Genomic DNA, 21,905 nt, shown 5'->3' with positions numbered 1-21,905 from the left:
GGTGGTGGAGGAGGAGCGGCTCCCCGATCGGGAGGGCCGCAGGGTTCTGCCGTGGCGCGAGCGTCGCGCGCCGTCGGCGGTGCCTGCACGACGACCCGCCCGCGGCAGCGCTCGTGGCTGCGCCGCGATGGGGCGGTCGTGGAGGTGTCGGGCACCCGGGAGGCGGTCGCGGAGGCTCCGCGACCTCCGTCAGGTGCGGGAGACCGTCGGCTTCTCGGCGTCGGTGCCGGAAGCAGGGGTGGTGGTGTCGTCGGAGTCGGACTCGACGTCCTCGAATTCTACCGCAGCCGGGGCGGGCGTCCACTCGCGACCCGGCCGGTAGGCCGAGGGCTCGGCGCCCGGGTGCTCGCGCTTCTGGATCACCACGAGGACCAGGCCGATGACCACGGCGATGAGCGCGGCCCAGACGTTGGTGCGGATGCCCCAGAAGAACTCGCTCGGGTCGATCCGGATGGACTCGAACCAGACGCGGCCGATCCCGTACCAGATCAGGTAGGCGGCGAAGACGGTGCCCCACTGCAGCTTGAGACGGCGCTCGAGCAGGAGGATGACCGCGATGCCGACGACGTTCCAGAGGATCTCGTAGAGGAAGGTCGGGTGGAAGAGCGTGCCCGCCGGGAGGCCGACGGGGAAGGCCGGGTTGGTGGTCTCGATCTCGAGGCCCCAGGGCAGGGTCGTGGGCAGGCCGAAGAGCTCGTGGTTGAACCAGTTGCCCAGACGCCCGAGCGCCTGCGCGGCGAGCATGCCGGGGGCGAGGGCGTCGGCGAAGGTCCAGAACCGCACTCCTGTCCAGCGGCAGCCGATGAACGCGCCGACCGCGCCTCCGATCAGCCCGCCGAAGATGGCGTTGCCGCCGTTCCAGATGCGGACGACCTCCCACGGGTCGGCGCCGTCGTAGAAGTAGTCGCCGGGGTGGGTGAGCACGTGGTAGGCGCGGGCGCCGACGATGCCGAGCGGCACCGCCCAGATGATGATGTCGAGCACGACCCACGGCTCCGCCCCGCGGCGCTTGAGGCGCTGGTTCGTCATGATCGTCGCCACGATGATCCCCGCGAGAATGCAGAGCGCGTAGGTGTGGATCGCGAGCGTGAAGGTGCCGATCGTGAGGTCGTACTGACTCCACGCGTCGGGGGGGCTCGGAATGCTCAGCGGTACGGACACCGGTACTCGACCTTTCGAAGGAGGGGGTCCCCCGGGCACGGCTCGGCCGCGCCCCGGTGGGCATCCCGATTGTAGCGGGAGGGTGTCAGCGCGCGGAGCGCAGGCGGGTGCCCTCGGCGAGGCCGCGGGAGGTCTCGGCGACCGCGTCGACCCCGCCGGACGCCAGTGCCCGCACCAGGGCGGATCCGACGATGGCGCCGTCCGCGTAGGCGAGGATCTCGGCGACCTGCTCGCCGGTCGAGATGCCCAGGCCGACGCACGCACTCTCGGAGCCGGCGGCGCGGAGGCGGTCGACCAGGGTGCGGGCCGCGGAGTCGACGTCGGTGCGCGCGCCGGTGATGCCCATCGTCGAGACCGCGTAGACGAATCCACGGCTCGAGTCGACGGCCTGGCGCAGGCGCGTGTCCGTCGAGGACGGCGCCGCGAGGAACACGCGGTCGAGTCCGAGCCGCTCGGAGACGGCGAGCCACTCGGCGCCCTCGTCCGGGATCAGGTCGGGCGTGATGAGGCCGGACCCGCCGGCCTCGGCCAGATCGGTGGCGAAGCGCTCGACCCCGTACTGCAGGACGGGGTTGTAGTAGGTCATCACCAGGACCGGCACGTCGACGCGCGCCCGGATCTCGCGGACGGCCTCGAAGCCGTGACGGAGGCGGAAGCCGCCCGCGATGGCGGCCTGGGTCGCCTCCTGGATGACGGGTCCGTCCATCACCGGATCGGAGTAGGGCAGGCCCAGCTCGATCGCGTCGACGCCGTTCTCGGCCATGGCCACGGCGGCGTCGATGCTGGTCGGCAGGTCGGGGAAGCCGACGGGGAGGTAGCCGATCAGGGCGCCCGCCGCCTCCTCGTTCCGGCGCCGGACGGTCTCGGCGACGCTCGGTCCGCGGCCGCTCACGACTGCACCGCGCCCTGGTCCATGAGGCCGAAGTAGTGCGCAGCGGTCGTCATGTCCTTGTCGCCGCGGCCCGAGAGGTTGACCAGGATGGTGGCCTCGGGGCCGAGCTCGCGCCCGAGCTCCAGCGTGCCGGCCAGCGCGTGCGCGGACTCGATCGCGGGGATGATCCCCTCGGTGCGGCTGAGCAGCATGAGCGCGTCCATCGCGGCCGAGTCGGTGACCGCGCGGTAGTCGGCGCGGCCGATGCTCGAGAGCCACGCGTGCTCCGGGCCGATGCCCGGGTAGTCGAGGCCGGCCGAGATCGAGTGCGACTCGACGGTCTGGCCGTCCTCGTCCTGGAGGAGGAAGCTGCGGGCACCGTGCAGGACGCCGGGGCGGCCCTTGCTGATGGTCGCCGCGTGGCGGGGGGTCTCGATCCCGTCGCCGCCGGCCTCGAAGCCGACGAGGCGGACCTCGGGGTCGTCGAGGAAGGCGTGGAAGATCCCCATCGCGTTGGAGCCGCCGCCGACGCAGGCGGTGACCGCGGTAGGCAGCGAGCCGGTCAGCTCGAGGACCTGCTCGCGCGCCTCCTCGCCGATGATCTTCTGGAAGTCGCGGACGAGGGCCGGGAACGGGTGCGGGCCCGCGACGGTGCCGAAGATGTAGTTCGTGGTGCCGACGTTCGTCACCCAGTCGCGCATCGCGTCGTTGATCGCGTCCTTGAGGGTGCGCGAGCCGGTCGTCACGGGGATCACCTCGGCGCCGAGCAGGCGCATGCGGGCGACGTTGAGGGCCTGGCGCTCGGTGTCGACCTCGCCCATGTAGACCACGCAGTCGAGGCCGAACAGGGCGGCGGCCGTGGCGGTCGCGACGCCGTGCTGGCCCGCTCCCGTCTCGGCGATGACGCGGGTCTTGCCGATCCGCTTGGTGAGCAGCGCCTGGCCCAGCACGTTGTTGATCTTGTGCGAGCCGGTGTGGTTGAGGTCCTCGCGCTTGAGGATGATCCGCGCACCGCCGGCGTGCTCGGCGAACCGCGGCACCTCGGTGATGATCGACGGACGGCCGGTGTAGCTGCGGTGCAGCTCCATCAGCTCGGCCGCGAACGCGGGGTCGACCTTCGTGCGCTCGTACTCGGCGCTCAGCTCGTCGAGGGCCTCGACGAGGGACTCGGGGACGTAGCGTCCGCCGAACTCGCCGAAGTAGGGGCCGAGTTCATCCCGGAGTGCCATGGGGGTACCGCCTATCGGAGTGGTCAGTGCGCCAGGAAGCCGGCGAGGGTGGAGACGGGGTCGCCGCCGGTGACGAGAGCCTCGCCCACGAGGACGACGTCGGCTCCGGAGCCGCGGTAGTGCGCGACGTCGTCGGCGGTGAGGACGGCCGATTCGGCCACCTTCACCGCATCGTCGGGGAAGCGCTCGGAGAGGCGGCCGAAGAGGTCGCGGTCGAGCTGGAAGGTGGAGAGGTCGCGGGCGTTCACGCCGATGAGCCGCGCGCCGAGGTCGGCGGCCCGCTCGAGCTCGTCGGCCGAGTGCGTCTCGACGAGCGGGGTCATCCCCAGCTCGAGGACGAGGGCGTGCAGCTCGGCGAGCAGGGGCTGCTCGAGCGCGGCGACGATGAGGAGGACCAGGTCGGCTCCGGCCGCACGGGCCTCGAGGACCTGGTACGGCTCGGAGACGAAGTCCTTGCGCAGGACGGGGATCGACACGCGCGCGCGGACCGCCTCGAGGTCCGCCAGGGACCCCTTGAAGCGGCGCTCCTCGGTGAGGACGCTGATCGCGCTCGCTCCCCCGAGCTCGTACTGCCCGGCCAGATCGGCGGGGACGGGGATGTCGGCGAGGGCTCCGCGCGACGGGCTGGCGCGCTTCACCTCGGCGATGATCCTGACGCGCTCGGCGGGGGCCAGAGCGGCCAGGGCGTCGAGGGCGGGCGCCTGGGCGAGCGCGCGGCGCTCGACGGCTTCGAGCGGGGCGCTCTCGCGGCGCCGGGCCGCGTCGGCCAGGGCGCCGGCGGTGAGGTCGGCGAGCACCTAGGCGCGCGCCTTCGGGTTCGCCTTCGCGCCGTTGACGCCGTAGCCCGCCTTGGCCATGCCCATGCCCACGAGCAGACCCACCACGACCAGGCCGGCCGAGAGCCAGACCACCAGGGGCACGTCGAACCAGAACGCGATCGTGCCGATCGTGAATCCGACCAGCATGATGACGACGGCCGTCCACGCTGCGGGCGAGTGGCCGTGGTTGTCGTCGTCGTGCTCGGTGCTCATGGGTCTCCTCCTGGGGGTGCATCGGGACCAGAGCAGTCTAGCGTGAGGCGCCTGAGCGCCCGGCCCCGGACTCGCCTGCGCACCCGCCTGCAGGAGGCGGGGATGCTGGACCGCCGGACACGACCGCGGCCGGTGTCAGCGGCCCGAGGTGGGGTCGTCGCCGCGCGAGAGCTCGTCCCACGAGACGACCGGGTCGATGTCGCCGTCGTCCGTCTGCACGGTCGACGCGCCGTGGCCGTAGCCGTCGGCGGGCTCGAAGCGGGACGCGCGCTTCCGCGCCGCTCCCGGCCAGCGGCGCGAGGTCGCGAGGACGCCGATCCCGAGCAGCGCCGTGAGAACGCCGCAGACCAGGGCGACGACGGGCCAGGCCGTCGCGGAGGACGAGGCCACGAGCGCCGCGACGGACTGCTCCCCCGCGATGGCGGTCGCCTCGGTGACCAGCGAGGCGCCGGCGCGCACGGGGTCGCCCAGTGCCGTCGCGGCCTCGAGCACCACCGAGGCGCCGAGGACGGCCTGGAGCAGACCGAGCACGATCCGGAAGACGGGGCCGGCGATGGCGAGGGCCGCGGCGAGGGCGAGGCCCGCGAGCGCCAGGGCGGAGAGCGCGGGCGCGGCGACGGTCCCGGCCACGTCGATCCGCTGGCCCTCCCCCTCGATCGCAGCCAGGGTCAGCGTGGACCAGGTCTGGGTGGAGGAGGTCAGCTCGAGCGCGGCGAGGAGCACGACCCCGAGGATCGCCGTGTACTTCAGCCGCCGTCCGCTCATGCTCACTCCACCGGGCCGAGGCCGGTGAACGGCACGAGGGGGTCGACGTCGAAGCAGGCGTGCTCGCCCGTGTGGCAGGCGGCGCCGATCTGCTCGACCTGGACCAGCAGGGTGTCGGCGTCGCAGTCGAGGGCGGCACCCCGCACGTACTGCGCGTGACCGGACGTGTCGCCCTTGCGCCAGTACTCCTGACGCGAGCGCGACCAGAAGGTGACGCGGCCCTCGGTGAGGGTGCGCCGGAGAGCCTCGCGGTCCATCCAGCCCATCATGAGCACCTCGCGGGTGTCGTGCTGCTGGATGATCGCGGGCAGGAGCCCGGTCGGATCGAAGGCGGCGCGGTCCAGGACGGCGTCGAGCTCGGCGGGGGTCATCGGATCTCGATCCCGGAGGCGGCGAGCGCGCGCTTGACGTCGCCGATCGTCAGCTCGCGGTTGTGGAAGACGGAGGCGGCGAGCACGGCGTCGGCCCCCGCGTCGACGGCCGGAGCGAAGTGCTCGACGGCGCCGGCGCCTCCGGAGGCGATGACCGGCACGGAGCTCAGCTCGCGCATCGCGGCGATCAGCTCGAGGTCGAAGCCCTGCTTGGTGCCGTCGGCGTCGATGGAGTTGACCAGCAGCTCCCCGGCGCCGCGCTCGACGGCCTCGGCCGCCCAGGCCAGGGCGTCGAGCTCGGTCTCGCGGCGTCCGCCGTGAGTGGTGACGACGAAGCCGGACGCCGTGGCGTCGCTCCGCTTGACGTCGAGCGAGAGCACGAGCACCTGCGCGCCGAAGACGTCGGCGATCTCGCCGAGGAGCTCGGGCCGGGCGATCGCGGCGGAGTTGACGCCCACCTTGTCGGCGCCGTGCGCGAGCAGTCGCGAGACGTCCTCGGCGCTGCGCACCCCTCCGCCGACCGTGAGCGGGATGAAGACCTGCTCGGCGGTCGCCCGCACCACGTCGTAGGTGGTCGAGCGGTCGTCGACCGTGGCGGTGACGTCGAGGAAGGTCAGCTCGTCGGCGCCCTGCTCGAAGTAGAGGCGGGCGAGCTCGACGGGGTCGCCCGCATCGCGCAGATTCTGGAAGTTGACGCCCTTCACGACGCGGCCGGCGGCGACGTCGAGGCAGGGGATGACGCGGACGGCGAGACTCATCGGCTCCCCCTCTACAGGCGCGCGGCGTGGATGGAGGTGACCAGGATCGCGCGGGCGCCCAGGTCGTACAGGCGGTCCATCACCTGGTTCATGTCCGAGCGCGGCACCATCACGCGGACGGCCACCCACTCGGCGTCGTGCAGCGGCGAGACCGTCGGGGACTCGAAGCCCGGGGCGATCGCCGTGGCGCTCTCCAGGAGCGCGACGGGGCAGTCGTAGTCGAGCAGCACGTACTCGCGGGCGACCAGCACGCCCTGCAGGCGGCGCAGCAGCACCGGGATGCCCTCGGGCTCCCCCGCGGCGGAGACCAGGACGGCGGTCGAGTCCAGGATGACCGGGCCGAAGATCTCGAGGCCGGCCTTGCGGAGCGTGGTGCCGGTCTCGACGACATCGGCGATGACGTCGGCGACGCCGAGCTGGATCGCGGACTCGACCGCGCCGTCGAGGCGGATCAGCGTCACCTCGACGCCGTGCTCCCGGAGGAAGCGGCCCACGAGGCCCGGGTAGCTGGTCGCCACGCGGAGGCCGTCGATCTGCGCGAGCTCGTCGTAGCGGCCGGCGGGCCCGGCGAAGCGGAAGGTGGAGTTCGCGAAGCCGAGGCTCGCGATCTCGCGCGCCTCGGAGCCGGAGTCGATCAGGAGGTCGCGGCCGGTGACCCCGACGTCGAGAGCGCCGGAGCCGACGTAGGTGGCGATGTCGCGCGGGCGCAGGTAGAAGAACTCGACCCCGTTGCGCTCGTCGACGACGTGCAGCTCCTTCGGGTCACGGCGGCCGGTGTAGCCGGCCTCCGCGAGCATCTGACCGGCGGTCTCCGAGAGGGAGCCCTTGTTGGGGACGGCGACGCGCAGGAGCGCCGGGGCGGGGGTGGTGGTCACGGGACGTCCTTCATGACTCGACGGCTGTTCAGGGGGCGGCACGGCTCCTCGGGGAGCGTGCGGGCGCGACGGCGCGGAGCGGAGGCGCACCCCGGCGAGCGGGGCGGGGCTCACAGATGCCGGTAGACGTCGGCCGTCGTCAGTCCCTTGGCGAGCATGAGCACCTGCAGGTGGTAGAGCAGCTGCGAGATCTCCTCGGCGGTGCGCTCGTCGCCCTCGTACTCGGCGGCCATCCACACCTCGGCGGCCTCCTCGACGATCTTCTTGCCGATGAAGTGCACGCCGGCGTCGAGCTCGCGGACGGTGCCCGAACCCTCGGGACGGGCGGCGGCCTTCTCGCCCAGCTCAGCGAAGAGGTCGTCGAAAGTTTTCACCGGGGAAGTCTATACGGCGGCCGGGCGCGGGCCGCCTCAGTGCCGGTGCAGGTGAGCGGTCGCCGTCTCGCGCAGCGACGCGATCGCGGCCTCCGGGTCGTCCGCGCCGAAGACCGCGGAGCCCGCGACGAAGGTGTCGGCTCCCGCCTCCGCTGCGATCTCGATCGTGCCGGGAGCGATCCCGCCGTCGACCTGGAGCCAGACGTCGAGCCCGGTGCGGTCCACCACGTTCCGGAGGGTCCGCAGCTTGGGCATCGTCTCCTCCATGAAGGACTGGCCCCCGAAGCCGGGCTCGACCGTCATCACGAGGACCTGGTCGAACTCGGGCAGGAGGTCGAGGTAGTCGTCCACCATCGTGCCCGGCTTGAGCGCGATCCCCGCCCGCGAGCCGATCTCGCGCAGGCGCCGCGCGAGTGCCACGGCGTCGCGCGCGGCCTCGGCGTGGAAGGTCACGGAGTAGGCGCCGGTCTCGGCGTAGTCGGGGGCCCACCGGTCGGGGTCGTCGATCATCAGGTGCAGGTCGAGCGGCCGGGGCGAGACGTCCTGGAGGCGCTGGACCATGGTCAGCCCGAAGGTGAGGTTCGGCACGAAGTGGTTGTCCATCACGTCGACGTGCACGAGGTCGGCTCCGGCGATGCGCTGCAGCTCGGCCTCGAAGTTCACGAAGTCGGCGGAGAGGATGCTGGGGTTGATCCGTGCGGGCATGCCTTCAGCCTAGATCGGAGCGTCCTCCGCGTCCGCCCGGCCGAGCACGCTCCCGCTCCGGAGGGGTCAGGCGTCTCCGGACGCCGCCTCGAAGGGCCGGCGGCGGCGGAGGAGCTGCACGAACATGGCGTCGGTGCCGTGCCGGTGCGGCCAGAGCTGCACGTGGAGGGGGCCGTCCGGCAGCGGGAGCGGGTCCGCCGTCACCGCGCGCAGCACGGCCGGCGTGTCGACGAGCTCGAGCTCGTGCCGCTCCTGCGCGAGGGCGAGCACGCGCCGGGTCTCACCGAGGTGCGGCGAGCAGGTCACGTAGGCCAGCAGCCCGTCGGGAGCGAGAGCCCTCACCGCGGAGTCGAGCAGCTCGCCCTGGAGGGCGGCCAGCGGCTCCACGTCGGCCGCGGACTTGCGCCAGCGCGCCTCGGGCCGACGCCGCAGCGCACCGAGACCGGTGCACGGCGCGTCGAGGAGGATGCGGTCGAACGATCCCGGCTGCTCGTCGCCCAGGTCGCGCCCGTCGCCGGTGCGCACCTCGACCGACGGATCGACGGCGGCCAGCGCCTGCCGCACCAGGCCCGCGCGGCCCGGGACCACCTCGTTGGCGAGCAGCGCCGCCCCGCCTGCGCGCGCCTCCGCCGCGAGCAGCGCCGCCTTGCCGCCGGGTCCCGCGCACAGGTCGAGCCAGCGCTCGCCCGGGCGGACCGGCCGCGCCCGGGAGAGCGCCAGAGCGGCGAGCTGGGAGCCCTCGTCCTGCACGCGCACGCGGCCCTCGTGCACCGCGGGGAACGCCTCCGGGTCGCCGCCGGTGCTGGTCATGCCGACCGGCGAGAACCGGTCGGATTCGGCGTCGGCGATCTCGCCGGGAGACGCCAGGCCCGGCAGAGCCACCAGATTCACGCGCGGAGCCGCATTGTCGGCGGCGAGCAGCGCGTCGAGCTCGTCGGCCGCCCCCTCCGCCGCCAGCGCCCGTCGCAGGGCGCGCACGATCCACACGGGGTGGGAGCTCAGCGCGGCGATCCGGTCGTCCCCGGAGACCGCGGCCGCGGAGACCCGCTCGCGCCACTCGCCGGCGCTCGAGCGCGCGACCGCGCGCAGCACGGCGTTGGCGAAGGCCACCGCTCCCCGCGAGGAGCCGGCCGCGACGAGCGCGACGCTCTCGTTCACCGCGGCGTGCGGGGCCACGCGGGTCGCGAGCAGCTGGTGCACGCCCAGGCGCAGCGCGTCGAGCACCGGCGCATCGATGCTCTCGACGGACCGGTCGGCCGCGAGGGCGATCACGCGGTCGTAGTAGCCGGACATCCGCAGGGTGCCGTAGCAGAGCTCGGTGGCCAGTCCCGCGTCGGCGGGCAAGAGGCCGGCGGCGCTGATCCGCGCGGGCAGGACCAGGTTGGCGTAGGCGTCCGACCCGCTCACCGCGAGCAGGACGTCGTAGGCGACCCGGCGGGCGGGAGCGGCCTCGCGACGGGCGCTCACGCGAGCACCGTGCTCTCGCGCAGGCCGCGGGCCCAGTCGGCGCCGGCCATCGGGGTCCTGCCGGCGGGCTGGACGGTGACCAGCTCGACCGCTCCGTCCGCGGTGCCGACGAGGGCGCGCCCCGCGTCGAGGCGGACGACGCCGGGAGCGAGGTCCCCCTCGGCCGCGCGGACCGCGAGCACCTTGAGGCGCGCGTCTCCCACCGCGGTCGAGGCTCCGGGCTCGGGAGCCGTTCCGCGCACGAGCGCGAGGACCCGCGCGGTCGGGAGGCTCCAGTCGATCCGGCCGTCGGCGGCGTCGAGCTTGGGAGCGGGGGTCGCCTCTCCGGTCTGCGGAGTCGCGACGGCCGTGCCCTCCTCCAGCGCGTCGACCACGCCGAGGGTGAGGCCGGCGCCGCTCCCGGCCAGCTCCGTCAGCAGCTCGCCCGCGGTGCGCTCCCCCGCGTCGACGGCGAGCTCGGCGTACACGTCACCGGCGTCGAGCTCGGCGACCAGCTGGAAGACGCTCGCGCCGATCCGCGTGTCGCCCGCCATCAGCGCCCGCTGGACGGGAGCCGCCCCGCGCCAGCGCGGCAGCAGGGAGAAGTGCAGGTTGATCCAGCCCAGGCGCGGCACCGCCAGCAGGCGCTGCCGGACGAGGCCGCCGTAGGCCACGATCACGCCGAGGTCGGGGGCGAGCCCCGCGATGCGGTCGGTCACGTCCTCGTCGAGGCGGTTCGCCCGGATCACCGGGATCCCCAGCTCCTCGGCCGCGACGGCGACCGGCGAGGGGGTGAGCACGCGCTTGCGTCCCACCGGGGCGTCCTCCCGGGTGACCACGGCCACGACCTCGTGCGCGGAGGCGGCGAGGTCGCGGAGGGTCGGAACGGCGGCGGCGGGCGTGCCGGCGAAGACGAGGCGCACGGGGGTCTCCTGGGGAGTCAGAGGATGTCGGGGTCGTCGAGACGGACCCGGAGCCGGGGGGCCGGCCGGAAGCGGCCTGGCGTGGTCGGCGGGCGACGACGGCGCGTGGCGTTGCGGATCACGGCGGAGCGGAGGCGCGCGGCCACATCCGCACCGCGAGCGTAGTCGAACCGGACGATCGCCCGGACGGAGCCGTCCTCGAGCCCGACAGGACCGAGGACCTCGTGCCGGTCGTCCTCGTCGAGCGCGTCGAGCGCCTCCTCCACCGCGTGCGCGTCGCCGCTCACCGTGGCCAGGCGCACCGCGGGCGGGAAGCGCAGAGCGCGCCGCTCCTGGAGCTCGGCCCGGAGGTACTCGGCCTGCCGCCAGGTCGCCAGGGCGGTCGCGAGCCGGCCGCCGACCCCGACCAGGAGGACCGGCGCGCCCGGGCGGGCCAGCGCCGCGGCGTTCGACCAGGTGCGGAGCGCGTCGTCGGCGACCCGCAGGCTCTCGCGGGCCAGCATCCGCTCGCCGTCCAGCAGCAGGACGGCGTGGTAGCCGCCGTCGGCCCGCGGCTCCGCCCCGCGCGTGGCCACGACGAGCGCGGGCTCGTCGGGGAGGGTGAGCACGGGGCGCTGCCCGTCGGCGACGATCACCTTGGCACCCGGGAAGGCGCGTCCGAGCTCCTCCGCGGTGCGGCCCGCGCCGAGGGAGACGAGGCGCAGAGCCGTCGCCTCGCAGACGGAGCAGGTCCAGTCGGCCGCGATCAGGCCGCACCAGCCGCAGCTCGGCCGCCCGCCCTCGGAGTGCACGCCGAGCGGACCCTGGCAGCGGTTGCAGCGTGCGACGGTCCGGCAGCGGGCGCAGGCGACCACCGGCGCGTAGCCGGGGCGCGCGACCTGGACGAGCACGGGACCGGAGTCGAGGGCCTTCCGCGCCTCCCGCCAGGCGGAGGAGGGGATGCGCGCTGCCGCGTCGTGCTCGTCGGCCGCCCACTGCTGCGCGGTCGGCACGACGTGCGGGCGGCGGCTCGGCCGTGGCTCCACCTCGGTCGCGAAGCCGATCTCGACGAGCCGCTCGACCTCGACCGTGCGCGTGTTGCCGAGCAGGACGAGGCCGGCGCCGCTCTGCTCCTGCCGCACCAGGGCGACGTCGCGGGCGTGCGCGTAGGGCGCGAGCGGCTCGGCGAAGAGCGGATCGCCGTCGTCCCAGAGCGCGATCAGGCCGAGGGCGGAGGAGGGCGCGTAGAGGACGGAGCGGTTGCCGACGACGACCCGCGGCCCGGGATCGAGGCAGCGGACGAAGGCGGAGTAGCGCTCGGCCCCCTTCTGCCGCGCATCGAGGCGCACCACCGCCTCCGCGGGGACGAGGTCGGCGAGAGCGAGCTCCAGCTGCTCCTGGTCGCGGTAGTCGGGGACGGCCAGGATCGCGTCGCGGCCCGCGGCGAGCGTGTCCCGGGCGAGCTCGGCGAGCGTGACGGCCCAGCCGCCGACCCACGCGCCCGAGTCGAGCCTCACCGGAGCCGGCACGGCGCCGACCGCCAGCCGGGCCCCCTCGAAGAGTCCCGCGAAGGAGGCGCCGGAGTAGCCCGTCACGCCGCCCGCCTCGACCGCGGGCGCCGCAGGAGCGGGACCCGCGGCGAGTCGCGCCTTCTCGACGCGGACGTGGCGGCGCGGCACGGCCAGGCGCAGCACGTCGCTCGCGCCTCCGGAGGCGCGGTCGGCCACTCGGCGGGCGAGGGCCCAGACCTCCGGGGTCAGCACGACGAGCGGCGAGACCAGCTCCTCGATGCCGCTGAGCGCTCCGGCGTGCTCGGTCCCCTCCCCCGTCTCGACGACGAACGCGTCGGCGATCCGGCCTCCGGTCCGCAACGGCACCCGCACGCGCACGCCGGCGACCACCTCGCCGCGCAGCGCCTCCGGCACCGCGTAGTCCAGGAGCCGGTCGAGCTGCGGGAGGGGCGAGTCCAGGAGCACGCGCGCGACGGCTCCACTCGTCGCCATCGCCGCCGCGCCCGCTACGAGAGGCCCGCGGCGGAGCGCAGGTCGTCGACCCGGTCGAGGCGCTCCCAGGTGAAGTCGGGGAGCTCCCGGCCGAAGTGGCCGTAGGCCGCGGTCTGCGCGTAGATCGGGCGGAGCAGGTCGAGTGCGTGGATGATCGCGGCCGGGCGCAGGTCGAAGACCGAGCGGATCGCCTCGGTGATCGTCTCGTCGGAGACGGTGCCGGTGCCGAAGGTCTCGACGTAGAGGCCGACCGGGGCCGCCTTGCCGATGGCGTAGGCGACCTGCACCTCCAGCCGCGAGGCGAGCCCCGCGGCGACCGCGTTCTTGGCGACCCACCGCATGGCGTAGGCGGCCGAGCGGTCCACCTTCGACGGGTCCTTGCCCGAGAACGCGCCGCCGCCGTGGCGGGACGCTCCGCCGTAGGTGTCGACGATGATCTTGCGGCCGGTGAGCCCGGCGTCGCCCTGAGGGCCGCCGATCTCGAAGCGGCCGGTCGGGTTGATCAGCAGGCGCACGGCGGAGGAGTCGAGGTCGACCGTCTCGAGCACGGGGCGGATGACGTGCGCCGCGATGTCCGCGTGGATCCTCTCGGTGCTGACGTGCTCGGCGTGCTGGGTGGACAGGACGACGGTGTCGATGGTGGACGGCGTGGTGCCGTCGTAGCCGATGGTGACCTGGGTCTTGCCGTCGGGCCGGAGGTAGTCGAGCTCGCCCGACTTGCGGACGGCGGCCAGGCGCTCGGCGAGGCGGTGCGAGAGCCAGCTCGGCAGCGGCATGTACTCGGGGGTCTCGTCGGTCGCGAAACCGAACATCAGGCCCTGGTCGCCCGCGCCCTGGCGGTCGAAGGCGTCCTCGCCCGCCTCGGAGGAGCGGACCTCGAGCGCCGTGTCGACGCCCGCTGCGATCTCGGGCGACTGCTGGCCGATCGAGACCGAGACGCCGCAGGAGCGGCCGTCGAAGCCCTTCTCCGAGGAGTCGTAGCCGATCTCGACGATCGTGTCGCGCACGATCTTGGGGATCTCGACGTAGCCGCTCGTGGAGACCTCGCCCGCGACGTGCACGAGTCCCGTCGTGACCAGCGTCTCGACGGCGACCCGGCTGTGCGGGTCCTCGCGGAGCAGGGCGTCGAGGATGCGGTCCGAGATCTGGTCGCAGATCTTGTCCGGGTGGCCCTCGGTGACGGACTCGGAGGTGAACAGGCGGAGGGGACCGGAGGTCATGCTTCTCTTCTCGTCCCGGCTCGTGCGGACCGGGGTCGTTCGTACCGGGAGTGGCCTGGCGGGCGCGATGCCGGGCGGCAGGCGATCGGCGCCTGGGCGGGCGGACCGGCGGGGCTAGCGCACGACCGCGTCGAGGACGCGATCGGCCACCTCCGCCTTGCTGCCCGAGGCCTCGCCAACTATATCGCCGGCCCGATCGAGGACCACGACGGCGTTGCTGTCGCTCTGGAAGCCCTCGGCCCAGCCCACCCTGTTGAGGACGAGCAGGTCGCAGCCCTTGCGGGCGATCTTGGCGCGGCCGAGCGCGAGCATCGCGTCCCGGTCCGGCTCGGTCTCCGCGGCGAAGCCGACGACGATCTGCCCCTCCCGCCGGGAGGCGGAGATCTCGGCGAGGACGTCCGGGTTCTTGACGAGCTCGAGGACGAGACGGTCGCCCTGCTGCTCCTTCTTGATCTTCGCGTCGGCGACCGCGGCGGGCCGGTAGTCGGCGACGGCCGCGGCCATGATCACGACGTCCGCGCCGGGGGCCGCGGCGAGGGCGGCCTCGCGCAGCTCGAGGGCGGTGCCCACCGGGAGGACCGTGACGCCCTCCGGCGCCGGCACGTCGAGGTTCGCGGCGAGGAGGGTGACCTCCGCGCCCCGGGCCGCAGCGGCCAGCGCGAGCGCGACGCCCTGCCTGCCGCTGGAGCGGTTGCCGACGAAGCGCACCGGGTCGAGGGGCTCGCGGGTGCCGCCGGCGGTCACGAGGACGCGCACGCCCGCGAGGTCGCGGCGGGCGGAGGCGGAGCGGGCGTGGACGGCGAGGGCCTCCGCGACGATCGTCTCGGGCTCCTCCATGCGGCCGGGGCCCGAGTCGGCGCCGGTGAGGCGGCCGACCGCGGGGCCGACGACGTGCACGCCGCGGGAGCGGAGCACCGCCGTGTTCGCGACGGTGGCGGCGTTCGCCCACATCTCGGTGTGCATCGCGGGGGCGACCACGAGCGGGGCGGTGCTCGCGAGCACCGTGTTGCCGAGCAGGTCGTCGGCGAGGCCGGCAGCGAGCTTGGCGAGCGTGTGCGCCGTCGCGGGCGCGATCACGATGAGGTCGGCGGCCTGGCCGATGGCCACGTGCCGGACCTCGGCGACGCCCTCGTAGAGCTCGGTGTGCACCGGGTTCCGCGAGATGGCCTCGAGGGTGGGCTTCCCGACGAAGCGCAGCGCGGCCTCGGTCGCGACGACGTGCACGTCGTGCTCCGCGAGGACCAGCGCGCGGACGACTCCGACGGCCTTGTACGCGGCGATGCCGCCGGTGATGCCGACGACGACGTTGAGCCGTCGGCCGGCCTCGAGAGAGGAGCCCACCCGGAGGGGACTACTCGGCGAGGGGCTTGGCGACGAGCTTGTCCTCGTTGATCTCGTGCAGTGCGACCGAGAGGGGCTTGTCGTCGATGGTGGAGTCGACCAGCGGGCCGACGTTGTCGAACAGGCTGCCCTCGTGGAGGTCGGCGTAGTAGTCGTTGATCTGGCGGGCGCGCTTGGAGGCGAAGATCACCAGCGCGTACTTGGAGTCGACCTTCGAGAGGAGCTCGTCGATGGGCGGGTCGATGATGCCGAGGTTGTTGGCCATGGGTGTCTCCTTGCAGGCGCATCAGCGCCGATCTGCGGCTCCGGAGCAACACGGCGCGCGGGCTCCGAGGGGCGTGTGCCCGGTGGGACCCGGGGCGTCGGCCCGGAGGTGGTCGGTGGCCCGGTGTCAGCGGCCCGGGTCAGCGGGCGCACCGTCGGCACGAGGCGACATCAATTCTACGACCTCGCGGGCCGCTTCGGGCACGGTGCTGTTGACGACGGCGAAATCGAACTCGTCCTGCGCGGCCAACTCCACCTTCGCGGTGGCCAGACGGCGCTCCTGCTCCTCCGCGCTCTCGGTGCCGCGGCCGACCAGGCGGCGGACCAGCTCGTCCCAGCTCGGCGGCAGGAGGAAGACCAGCCGCGCATCCGGCATCCGCTCGCGCACCTGGCGGGCACCCTGGATGTCGATCTCGAGCATCACCTGCCGGCCCTGCTCCAGCGCGGCGTCGATGGGGCCGCGGGGCGTGCCGTAGCGGTGAGCGTTGTGGACGACGGCGTACTCGAGGAACTCCCCCGCCGCGACCATCCGGTCGAACTCGGCGTCGTCGACGAAGTAGTAGCTGACGCCGTCCACCTCGCCCGGACGCGGGGCCCGGGTGGTGGCCGAGACCGAGAGCAGGACGTCCGGGTAGTTCTCGCGGATGTAGGTAGACACGGTGCCCTTGCCGACCGCGGTCGGACCGGCGAGGACGAGCAGGCGGTTGCGGCCGGGGCGGCGCTGCCGCGACTCCCGCTCCTCGAGGAACGACGCCAGGCCCTCGACCTGGCGCCGGCCGAGGCCGCCGAGGCGCTTCGACTCGGCGATCCGCAGCTGGTCCATCACCCGGGGCGTCTTGACCACGCCGAGCGCGGGCACGGCGCGGAGCAGCTCGCTGACGCGCATCCGCCCCTCGACTCCGAGAGGCTCGGCCTGGGCCGCCGCGAGCACGGCGGTCGCGGGGCGGCGTCCGGCGGCGACGGCCTTCTTGACGGCGGCGCGGGCACGGCGCGCCGCGATCGCGGCCTCGGAGGCGGCGCGCCGGTCGACCTCGGGCGGCGAGGGACGGCGCACGGCCTCCGGGCGCGAGGAGGCGCCGGGATCGGGGCTGACGGTTTCAGCGGACAAGGGTCTCCTGGATGTCGGTCGCGCGGCGGGTGATCTCGGCCGCGATCCCCGAGGGGCCGGCGCCGAGCACGCTGCGCGACTCGCTGACGATGGTGGCGGCGCTCAGCGCGCCGAACAGCCGCTGCGCGTCCGCGACGGCTGCGCCCTGGTGGCCGAAGCCGGGCGCGAGCACCGGGAGTGCGGGGTGCAGCGGCTCGTCGATGCCGATGCCGAAGTCGCCCAGGGCGACAGTGGCGCCGAGCACCACGCCGACCGAGCCGATCGACGCGCGAGCGTGAGCGTCGTTCCAGGATGCCACGTCCGCCACGACCGCGCGTGCCACGGTGGATCCCGCCCGGCCGCCGTCCTGCACGAGGGCGCGCTGCACGGGGCGGGCCTCGGGGTTGGAGGTGGCTGCGAGGACGAACACGCCCTTGCCGGCCTCCTCGGCGAGGGTCAGCATCCCCTCGAGGGAGCCGAGCCCCTGGTAGGCCGCCGCGGTCATGGCGTCCGCCTCGAGCGGTGAGCCCGGCCGGAGCCACGCCTCGGCGTAGGCGGTGACGCTCGTGCCGATGTCGCCGCGCTTGACGTCGGCGATCACCAGCAGTCCGGCCTCGCGCGCGTCGGCGAGCACGCGCTCGAGCGCGGCGTAGCCCGCCGAGCCGTGCCGCTCGAAGAACGCGATCTGCGGCTTCACCACGCCCACACGGCCGGCCGCCGCCTCGACGACCGTGCGTCCGAAGCTCTCGAGCCCGGCCGCGTCGTCGGCGAGGCCCCACGCGTCGAGCAGGTACGCGTGCGGGTCGATCCCGACGCAGAGCCGGCCGTGCGCGGCGAACGCCGCCTCGAGGCGCGAGCCGAAGGAGGCGGTGCCCGCCGCGCCGCCGCTCACGCGGTGCGCTCCGCGCGGCGCAGGGCGTAGTCCTGCAGGCTCGTCACCTCGAAGGGCTCGTTCGCCGCGTCGAGCGAGGCGACCGCCGCCGCGAGCTGGGCGATCGTGGTGAACAGCGGCTTGTCCGCGGCGACCGCGGCCGCGCGGATCTCGTAGCCGTCGGCGCGGGTCGCTCCTCCGCTGGGCGTGTTGATCACCACGTCGACCTCGTCGCGGGCGATCAGCTCGACGATGGAGGGCGCGTCGCCCTCGGCGGTCTCGCTGTACTTGCGGACCACGCGGGCCTGGATCCCGTTGCGGTTCAGCACCTCGGCCGTGCCCTCGGTCGCGAGGATGTCGAAGCCGAGCTGGCGCAGGCGCAGCGCGGGCAGGACGATCGAGCGCTTGTCGCGGTCGGCGACCGAGATGAAGACGGTCCCGCTCGCCGGCATGCCGCCGTAGGCGGCGTCCTGGCTCTTCGCGAAGGCGCGCGGGAAGTCGCGGTCGATCCCCATGACCTCGCCGGTGGAGCGCATCTCGGGCCCGAGCAGCGAGTCGACGATCTGGCCCTCCTTGGTGCGGAAGCGCTTGAACGGCAGGACCGCCTCCTTCACCGCGATGGGAGAGTCCATCGGGACGTCGGAGCCGTCGCGCTCGGGCAGCAGGCCCTCGGCCTTCAGCGCGGCGATGGTCTCGCCCACCATCAGGCGCGACGCGGCCTTCGCGAGCGGGATGCCCAGCGCCTTCGACACGAACGGCACGGTGCGCGAGGCCCGGGGGTTCGCCTCGAGCACGTAGAGCACGCCCTGGCCGATCGCGAACTGGACGTTCAGCAGTCCCCGGACGCCGACGCCCTGCGCGATCGCGAGGGTCGCCTCCCGCACCTGGTCGATCTGGCGGCGGCCGAGCGTCACCGGCGGGAGCGTGCACGCCGAGTCGCCGGAGTGGATGCCGGCCTCCTCGATGTGCTCCATCACGCCGCCGATGTAGAGCTGCTCGCCGTCGAAGAGCGCGTCGACGTCGATCTCGATCGCGTCGTCGAGGAAGCGGTCCACCAGCAGCGGGTGCGCCTCGTCGATGATCCCCTCGCCGGCCATCCGCTCGAAGTAGTCCTCGAGCTGCGGCGTGCCGTAGACGATCTCCATGCCGCGCCCGCCGAGGACGAACGACGGACGGACGAGGACCGGGTAGCCGATCTCCACCGCGACCTCGCGGGCGCCGTCGAGGTCGGTCGCGGTGCCGTTGCGCGGAGCGAGAAGTCCCGCCTCGTCGAGGATCCGCGAGAACGCGCCGCGCTCCTCCGCGAGGTCGATGTTCGCGGGGGTGGTGCCGAGGATGGGCACGCCGGCCGCCTCGAGACCCGCGGCGAGCCCGAGCGCCGTCTGGCCGCCCAGCTGCACGACGACGCCGACGAGCTCGCCGGACTGCGACTCCGCGTGGATGACCTCGAGCACGTCCTCGAGCGTCAGCGGCTCGAAGTAGAGGCGGTCCGAGGTGTCGTAGTCGGTCGAGACCGTCTCGGGGTTGCAGTTGATCATGATCGTCTCGAAGCCCGCGTCCGAGAGCGCGAACGAGGCGTGCACGCAGGAGTAGTCGAACTCGACCCCCTGGCCGATGCGGTTGGGGCCGGAGCCCAGGATGACGACCTTGCGGCGGTCGGCGGCGACGACCTCCGTCTCCTCGTCGTACGAGGAGTAGTGGTACGGCGTGAGCGCCGGGAACTCGCCCGCGCAGGTGTCGACGGTCTTGTAGACCGGGCGCACGTCCAGCGCGTAGCGGGTGCGGCGGACCTCCGCCTCGTCGAGCCCGCGGAGCTCGGCGATCTGCGCGTCCGAGAAGCCGTGGTCCTTCGCCAGGCGGAGGAGTCCGGCGTCGAGGCCGTCGTGCTCGTGCACCAGGTCGGCGATCTCGTTGATCAGCACGATCTGGTCGAGGAACCAGGGGTCGATCTTCGTGGACTCGAACGCCTGCTCGACCGTGGCTCCCAGGCGCAGCGCCTGCTGCACGGTGACGATGCGGCCGTCGGTCGGGGTCCTCGCGATCTCGAGCAGCTCCTCGACCGAGCGCTCCTGCGCGCCCCAGTGGAACGACGAGCCGCGCTTCTCGAGCGAGCGGAGCGCCTTCTGCAGCGCCTGCGCGTAGTTGCGGCCGATCGCCATCGCCTCGCCCACCGACTTCATGGTCGTGGTCAGCGTCTTGTCGGCGGCCGGGAACTTCTCGAACGCGAACCGCGGGACCTTCACGACCACGTAGTCCAGCGTCGGCTCGAAGCTCGCCGGCGTCACCTTGGTGATGTCGTTCGGGATCTCGTCCAGGCGGTAGCCGATGGCGAGCTTCGCGGCGATCTTGGCGATCGGGAAGCCGGTCGCCTTGGAGGCGAGGGCGGAGGAGCGGGAGACGCGCGGGTTCATCTCGATCACGATGATCCGGCCGTCCGCCGGGTCGATCGCGAACTGGATGTTGCAGCCGCCGGTGTCCACGCCCACGTCGCGGATGATCCGGATGCCGATGTCGCGCAGCTTCTGGTACTCGCGGTCGGTGAGGGTCAGCGCCGGTGCGACGGTGATCGAGTCGCCCGTGTGCACGCCGACGGGGTCGACGTTCTCGATCGAGCAGACGACGACCGTGTTGTCGGCCGTGTCGCGCATGAGCTCGAGCTCGTACTCCTTCCAGCCGAGGATCGACTCCTCCAGGAGCACCTCGGTGGTGGGGCTCTGGTGCAGGCCGTCGCCGACCATCCGCACCAGCTCCTCGCGGGTGTAGGCGAAGCCGGAGCCCAGGCCGCCCATGGTGAACGACGGGCGGATGACGAGGGGGTAGCCCAGGTCCTCGGCGTACTCGATCGCCTCGTCGACGGTGTGCGCGATGTAGGACTTCGCGACGTCGGCGCCCGCGTCCAGCACCAGCTGCTTGAAGATCTGGCGGTCCTCGCCGCGGTTGATCGCCTCGAAGCTCGCGCCGATGAGCTCGACGCCGTACTTCTCGAGGATCCCGAGGTCGTGCAGCTGGATGGCCGCGTTCAGGGCCGTCTGCCCGCCGAGGGTCGGCAGGATCGCGTCCGGCTTCTCCTTGGCGATGATCGCCTCGATCGCCTTGGGCGTGATCGGCTCCACGTAAGTGGCGTCGGCGAAGTCGGGGTCGGTCATGATCGTCGCCGGGTTGGAGTTGACGAGGATCACGCGCACCCCCTCGGCACGCAGCACGCGGCAGGCCTGGGTGCCGGAGTAGTCGAACTCGACGGCCTGTCCGATGACGATCGGGCCGGAGCCGATGACCAGGACGCTCTGGATGTCTTCCCTGCGCGGCATTACTTCTGCTCTCCGATGCTGCTGGTCGTGGGGATGTCGGTGGGCTCCGAGGCCCCGCGCCCGGCCGTGCGCTGCACGACCATCTCGCGGAAGCGGTCGAAGAGGTGGTTGGAGTCGTGCGGGCCGGCCGCCGCCTCCGGGTGGTACTGCACCGAGAAGGCGGGGATGTCGAGGCAGCGCAGGCCCTCCACGACCGAGTCGTTGAGGGAGTAGTGGCTGACCTCGACGCGGCCGAAGCCCTCGGGCGAGTCCAGCTCGCCCTCGATCGGCGCGTCCACGGCGAACCCGTGGTTCTGCGAGGTGATCTCCACGCGGCCGGTGAGCTTGTCGAGCACGGGCTGGTTGATCCCGCGGTGGCCGAACGGGAGCTTGTAGGTGCCGAAGCCGAGAGCGCGCCCCAGCAGCTGGTTGCCGAAGCAGATGCCGAAGAACGGCAGGTCGGCGCGCAGGGTGGTGCGCAGCAGCTCGACGTGGCGGTCCGAGGCCTCGGGGTCGCCGGGGCCGTTGGAGAAGAAGAGCGCGGACGGGTCGAGCGCGAGCACCTGCTCGGCGGTCACCGACTCGGGCAGCACGTGGACGTCGAAGCCGCGCTCCGCGAGGTAGTCGACCGTCGAGGTCTTCACCCCGAGGTCGATGACCGCGACCGAGCCGACGCGCTCGCCGCGGGCGGGCACCGTGTACTGCTCGTCGGTCGAGACCGAGGAGGAGAGGTTGAGCCCCTGCATCTGCCGGCCGCCGAGGACCAGCGCGAGCTGCTCCTCCTCGGGGAGGGCGAGGTCCTCGCCGGAGAACACGCCGGCGCGCATCGAGCCGGCCGAGCGGATGTGGCGGGTGATCGCCCGGGTGTCGACGCCGGAGATCCCGACGATGCCGTCGGTCTCCAGGTCGTCGCCGAGGGAGCGCTGCGCGCGGAAGTTGGAGACGACGCGGGAGGGGTCGCGGACGACGTAGCCGGCGACCCAGATGCGGCGCGACTCCATGTCCTCGTCGTTGGTCCCGGTGTTGCCGATGTGGGGCGCGGTCTGCACGACGATCTGACCGGCGTAGCTCGGGTCGGTCAGCGTCTCCTGGTAGCCGGTCATGCCGGTGGCGAAGACGATCTCGCCCAGGGTGCGGCCTCGGGCGCCGTAGGCCTGTCCCCGGAATCGTCGTCCGTCCTCGAGGACGAGGACGGCGGTGGGTTCGGTGCTGAGGCGTGTCGTTGGCACGGACTAGGAGCCCTTCTGGGTCGTGTCGGGACCGCCGTCGGCGGCTCCGGCCCGATCGTCATCGGACAGGCCGTCGAGTTCGACTACTCCGGCACCCAGGCCTGCCGCGTGCTGC

General features: G+C 73.4%; 21 protein-coding genes. All 21 read right to left on the bottom strand.

The genetic code is table 11. The features are described from left to right. Nucleotides 1-189 precede the first annotated feature (189 nt). The 21 genes from lgt to carA all read right to left on the bottom strand — a co-directional run bounded on the left by lgt (nucleotide 190) and on the right by carA (nucleotide 21,790). Nucleotides 190-1,161: a prolipoprotein diacylglyceryl transferase gene (gene lgt / locus C5C59_RS03045; protein WP_258059820.1), complete on the bottom strand. Its 972-nt coding sequence runs from the start codon at nucleotides 1,159-1,161 to the stop codon at nucleotides 190-192. Nucleotides 1,162-1,246: 85 nt separating this feature from the next. After that, nucleotides 1,247-2,053 (bottom strand): tryptophan synthase subunit alpha, encoded by an 807-nt coding sequence (gene trpA, locus C5C59_RS03040; RefSeq protein WP_104232657.1) that lies wholly within the window; start codon nucleotides 2,051-2,053, stop codon nucleotides 1,247-1,249. Further along, nucleotides 2,050-3,261 carry a tryptophan synthase subunit beta gene (gene trpB, locus C5C59_RS03035; RefSeq protein ID WP_104225310.1) on the bottom strand — a complete coding sequence of 404 codons (1,212 nt, stop codon included), beginning with the start codon at nucleotides 3,259-3,261 and terminating at the stop codon, nucleotides 2,050-2,052. The genes trpA and trpB overlap by 4 nt, the downstream gene beginning before the upstream one ends. Before the next feature lie 23 nt (nucleotides 3,262-3,284). Continuing rightward, on the bottom strand, nucleotides 3,285-4,058 hold the full coding sequence (gene trpC, locus C5C59_RS03030) for an indole-3-glycerol phosphate synthase TrpC (protein ID WP_104237500.1): 774 nt from the start codon (nucleotides 4,056-4,058) through the stop codon (nucleotides 3,285-3,287). Then, nucleotides 4,059-4,292: a DUF6704 family protein gene (locus C5C59_RS03025; protein WP_104221860.1), complete on the bottom strand. Its 234-nt coding sequence runs from the start codon at nucleotides 4,290-4,292 to the stop codon at nucleotides 4,059-4,061. 135 nt (nucleotides 4,293-4,427) lie between these two features. Beyond that, on the bottom strand, nucleotides 4,428-5,057 hold the full coding sequence (locus C5C59_RS03020; RefSeq protein ID WP_104237501.1) for a Trp biosynthesis-associated membrane protein: 630 nt from the start codon (nucleotides 5,055-5,057) through the stop codon (nucleotides 4,428-4,430). Between the two features lie 2 nt (nucleotides 5,058-5,059). Beyond that, nucleotides 5,060-5,428 (bottom strand): phosphoribosyl-AMP cyclohydrolase, encoded by a 369-nt coding sequence (hisI, locus tag C5C59_RS03015; RefSeq protein WP_104237502.1) that lies wholly within the window; start codon nucleotides 5,426-5,428, stop codon nucleotides 5,060-5,062. Next, nucleotides 5,425-6,186 (bottom strand): imidazole glycerol phosphate synthase subunit HisF, encoded by a 762-nt coding sequence (hisF, locus tag C5C59_RS03010; protein ID WP_104221853.1) that lies wholly within the window; start codon nucleotides 6,184-6,186, stop codon nucleotides 5,425-5,427. The genes hisI and hisF overlap by 4 nt, the downstream gene beginning before the upstream one ends. An 11-nt stretch (nucleotides 6,187-6,197) precedes the next feature. Further along, a complete protein-coding gene (hisG, locus tag C5C59_RS03005; protein WP_104221851.1) occupies nucleotides 6,198-7,061 on the bottom strand; it encodes an ATP phosphoribosyltransferase in 864 nt (287 codons plus the stop codon). Between the two features lie 110 nt (nucleotides 7,062-7,171). After that, on the bottom strand, nucleotides 7,172-7,435 hold the full coding sequence (locus C5C59_RS03000; RefSeq protein WP_055791842.1) for a phosphoribosyl-ATP diphosphatase: 264 nt from the start codon (nucleotides 7,433-7,435) through the stop codon (nucleotides 7,172-7,174). Between the two features lie 36 nt (nucleotides 7,436-7,471). Further along, the gene (gene rpe, locus C5C59_RS02995; protein WP_104232661.1) at nucleotides 7,472-8,140 is read right to left on the bottom strand and encodes a ribulose-phosphate 3-epimerase; all 669 of its coding nucleotides are present in this window, start codon (nucleotides 8,138-8,140) and stop codon (nucleotides 7,472-7,474) included. A gap of 66 nt (nucleotides 8,141-8,206) precedes the next feature. Beyond that, a complete protein-coding gene (locus C5C59_RS02990; RefSeq protein WP_104237503.1) occupies nucleotides 8,207-9,607 on the bottom strand; it encodes an RsmB/NOP family class I SAM-dependent RNA methyltransferase in 1,401 nt (466 codons plus the stop codon). Beyond that, nucleotides 9,604-10,509 carry a methionyl-tRNA formyltransferase gene (locus C5C59_RS02985; protein WP_104237504.1) on the bottom strand — a complete coding sequence of 302 codons (906 nt, stop codon included), beginning with the start codon at nucleotides 10,507-10,509 and terminating at the stop codon, nucleotides 9,604-9,606. The genes C5C59_RS02990 and C5C59_RS02985 overlap by 4 nt, the downstream gene beginning before the upstream one ends. 17 nt (nucleotides 10,510-10,526) lie before the next feature. Further along, the gene (locus tag C5C59_RS02980) at nucleotides 10,527-12,491 is read right to left on the bottom strand and encodes a hypothetical protein (protein ID WP_104237505.1); all 1,965 of its coding nucleotides are present in this window, start codon (nucleotides 12,489-12,491) and stop codon (nucleotides 10,527-10,529) included. Nucleotides 12,492-12,505: 14 nt separating this feature from the next. Further along, the gene (gene metK / locus C5C59_RS02975; protein ID WP_104237506.1) at nucleotides 12,506-13,711 is read right to left on the bottom strand and encodes a methionine adenosyltransferase; all 1,206 of its coding nucleotides are present in this window, start codon (nucleotides 13,709-13,711) and stop codon (nucleotides 12,506-12,508) included. Nucleotides 13,712-13,825: 114 nt separating this feature from the next. Next, complete coding sequence (gene coaBC, locus C5C59_RS02970; RefSeq protein ID WP_104237507.1) at nucleotides 13,826-15,052, bottom strand: bifunctional phosphopantothenoylcysteine decarboxylase/phosphopantothenate--cysteine ligase CoaBC; 1,227 nt, start codon at nucleotides 15,050-15,052, stop codon at nucleotides 13,826-13,828. Between the two features lie 10 nt (nucleotides 15,053-15,062). Beyond that, a complete protein-coding gene (rpoZ, locus tag C5C59_RS02965) occupies nucleotides 15,063-15,317 on the bottom strand; it encodes a DNA-directed RNA polymerase subunit omega (protein ID WP_104221835.1) in 255 nt (84 codons plus the stop codon). Between the two features lie 126 nt (nucleotides 15,318-15,443). Continuing rightward, nucleotides 15,444-16,370: a guanylate kinase gene (gene gmk, locus C5C59_RS02960; RefSeq protein ID WP_104354723.1), complete on the bottom strand. Its 927-nt coding sequence runs from the start codon at nucleotides 16,368-16,370 to the stop codon at nucleotides 15,444-15,446. Nucleotides 16,371-16,413: 43 nt separating this feature from the next. Further along, nucleotides 16,414-17,295, bottom strand: coding sequence for an orotidine-5'-phosphate decarboxylase (pyrF, locus tag C5C59_RS02955; protein WP_104225320.1), 882 nt, complete (start codon nucleotides 17,293-17,295; stop codon nucleotides 16,414-16,416). Continuing rightward, nucleotides 17,292-20,582, bottom strand: a complete 3,291-nt coding sequence (carB, locus tag C5C59_RS02950) for a carbamoyl-phosphate synthase large subunit (protein ID WP_104237508.1) — start codon at nucleotides 20,580-20,582, stop codon at nucleotides 17,292-17,294. The genes pyrF and carB overlap by 4 nt, the downstream gene beginning before the upstream one ends. After that, nucleotides 20,582-21,790 carry a glutamine-hydrolyzing carbamoyl-phosphate synthase small subunit gene (carA, locus tag C5C59_RS02945; protein ID WP_104250389.1) on the bottom strand — a complete coding sequence of 403 codons (1,209 nt, stop codon included), beginning with the start codon at nucleotides 21,788-21,790 and terminating at the stop codon, nucleotides 20,582-20,584. The genes carB and carA overlap by 1 nt, the downstream gene beginning before the upstream one ends. Nucleotides 21,791-21,905 lie beyond the last annotated feature (115 nt).

This window comes from Rathayibacter sp. AY1F4, from assembly GCF_002931775.1.
Taxonomy (GTDB): Bacteria; Actinomycetota; Actinomycetes; order Actinomycetales; family Microbacteriaceae; genus Rathayibacter.
This window is presented reverse-complemented; position numbering and strand designations above follow the sequence as displayed.

What these genes read in the sequence shown, in the direction of transcription:
- rpoZ (WP_104221835.1), bottom strand. Translation starts at nt 15,317, where the DNA reads ATGGCCAACAACCTCGGCATCATCGACCCGCCCATCGACGAGCTCCTC.
- hisF (WP_104221853.1), bottom strand. Translation starts at nt 6,186, where the DNA reads ATGAGTCTCGCCGTCCGCGTCATCCCCTGCCTCGACGTCGCCGCCGGC.
- carB (WP_104237508.1), bottom strand. Translation starts at nt 20,582, where the DNA reads ATGCCGCGCAGGGAAGACATCCAGAGCGTCCTGGTCATCGGCTCCGGC.
- C5C59_RS03020 (WP_104237501.1), bottom strand. Translation starts at nt 5,057, where the DNA reads ATGAGCGGACGGCGGCTGAAGTACACGGCGATCCTCGGGGTCGTGCTC.
- hisI (WP_104237502.1), bottom strand. Translation starts at nt 5,428, where the DNA reads ATGACCCCCGCCGAGCTCGACGCCGTCCTGGACCGCGCCGCCTTCGAT.
- metK (WP_104237506.1), bottom strand. Translation starts at nt 13,711, where the DNA reads ATGACCTCCGGTCCCCTCCGCCTGTTCACCTCCGAGTCCGTCACCGAG.
- C5C59_RS02980 (WP_104237505.1), bottom strand. Translation starts at nt 12,491, where the DNA reads ATGGCGACGAGTGGAGCCGTCGCGCGCGTGCTCCTGGACTCGCCCCTC.
- rpe (WP_104232661.1), bottom strand. Translation starts at nt 8,140, where the DNA reads ATGCCCGCACGGATCAACCCCAGCATCCTCTCCGCCGACTTCGTGAAC.
- C5C59_RS03025 (WP_104221860.1), bottom strand. Translation starts at nt 4,292, where the DNA reads ATGAGCACCGAGCACGACGACGACAACCACGGCCACTCGCCCGCAGCG.
- trpB (WP_104225310.1), bottom strand. Translation starts at nt 3,261, where the DNA reads ATGGCACTCCGGGATGAACTCGGCCCCTACTTCGGCGAGTTCGGCGGA.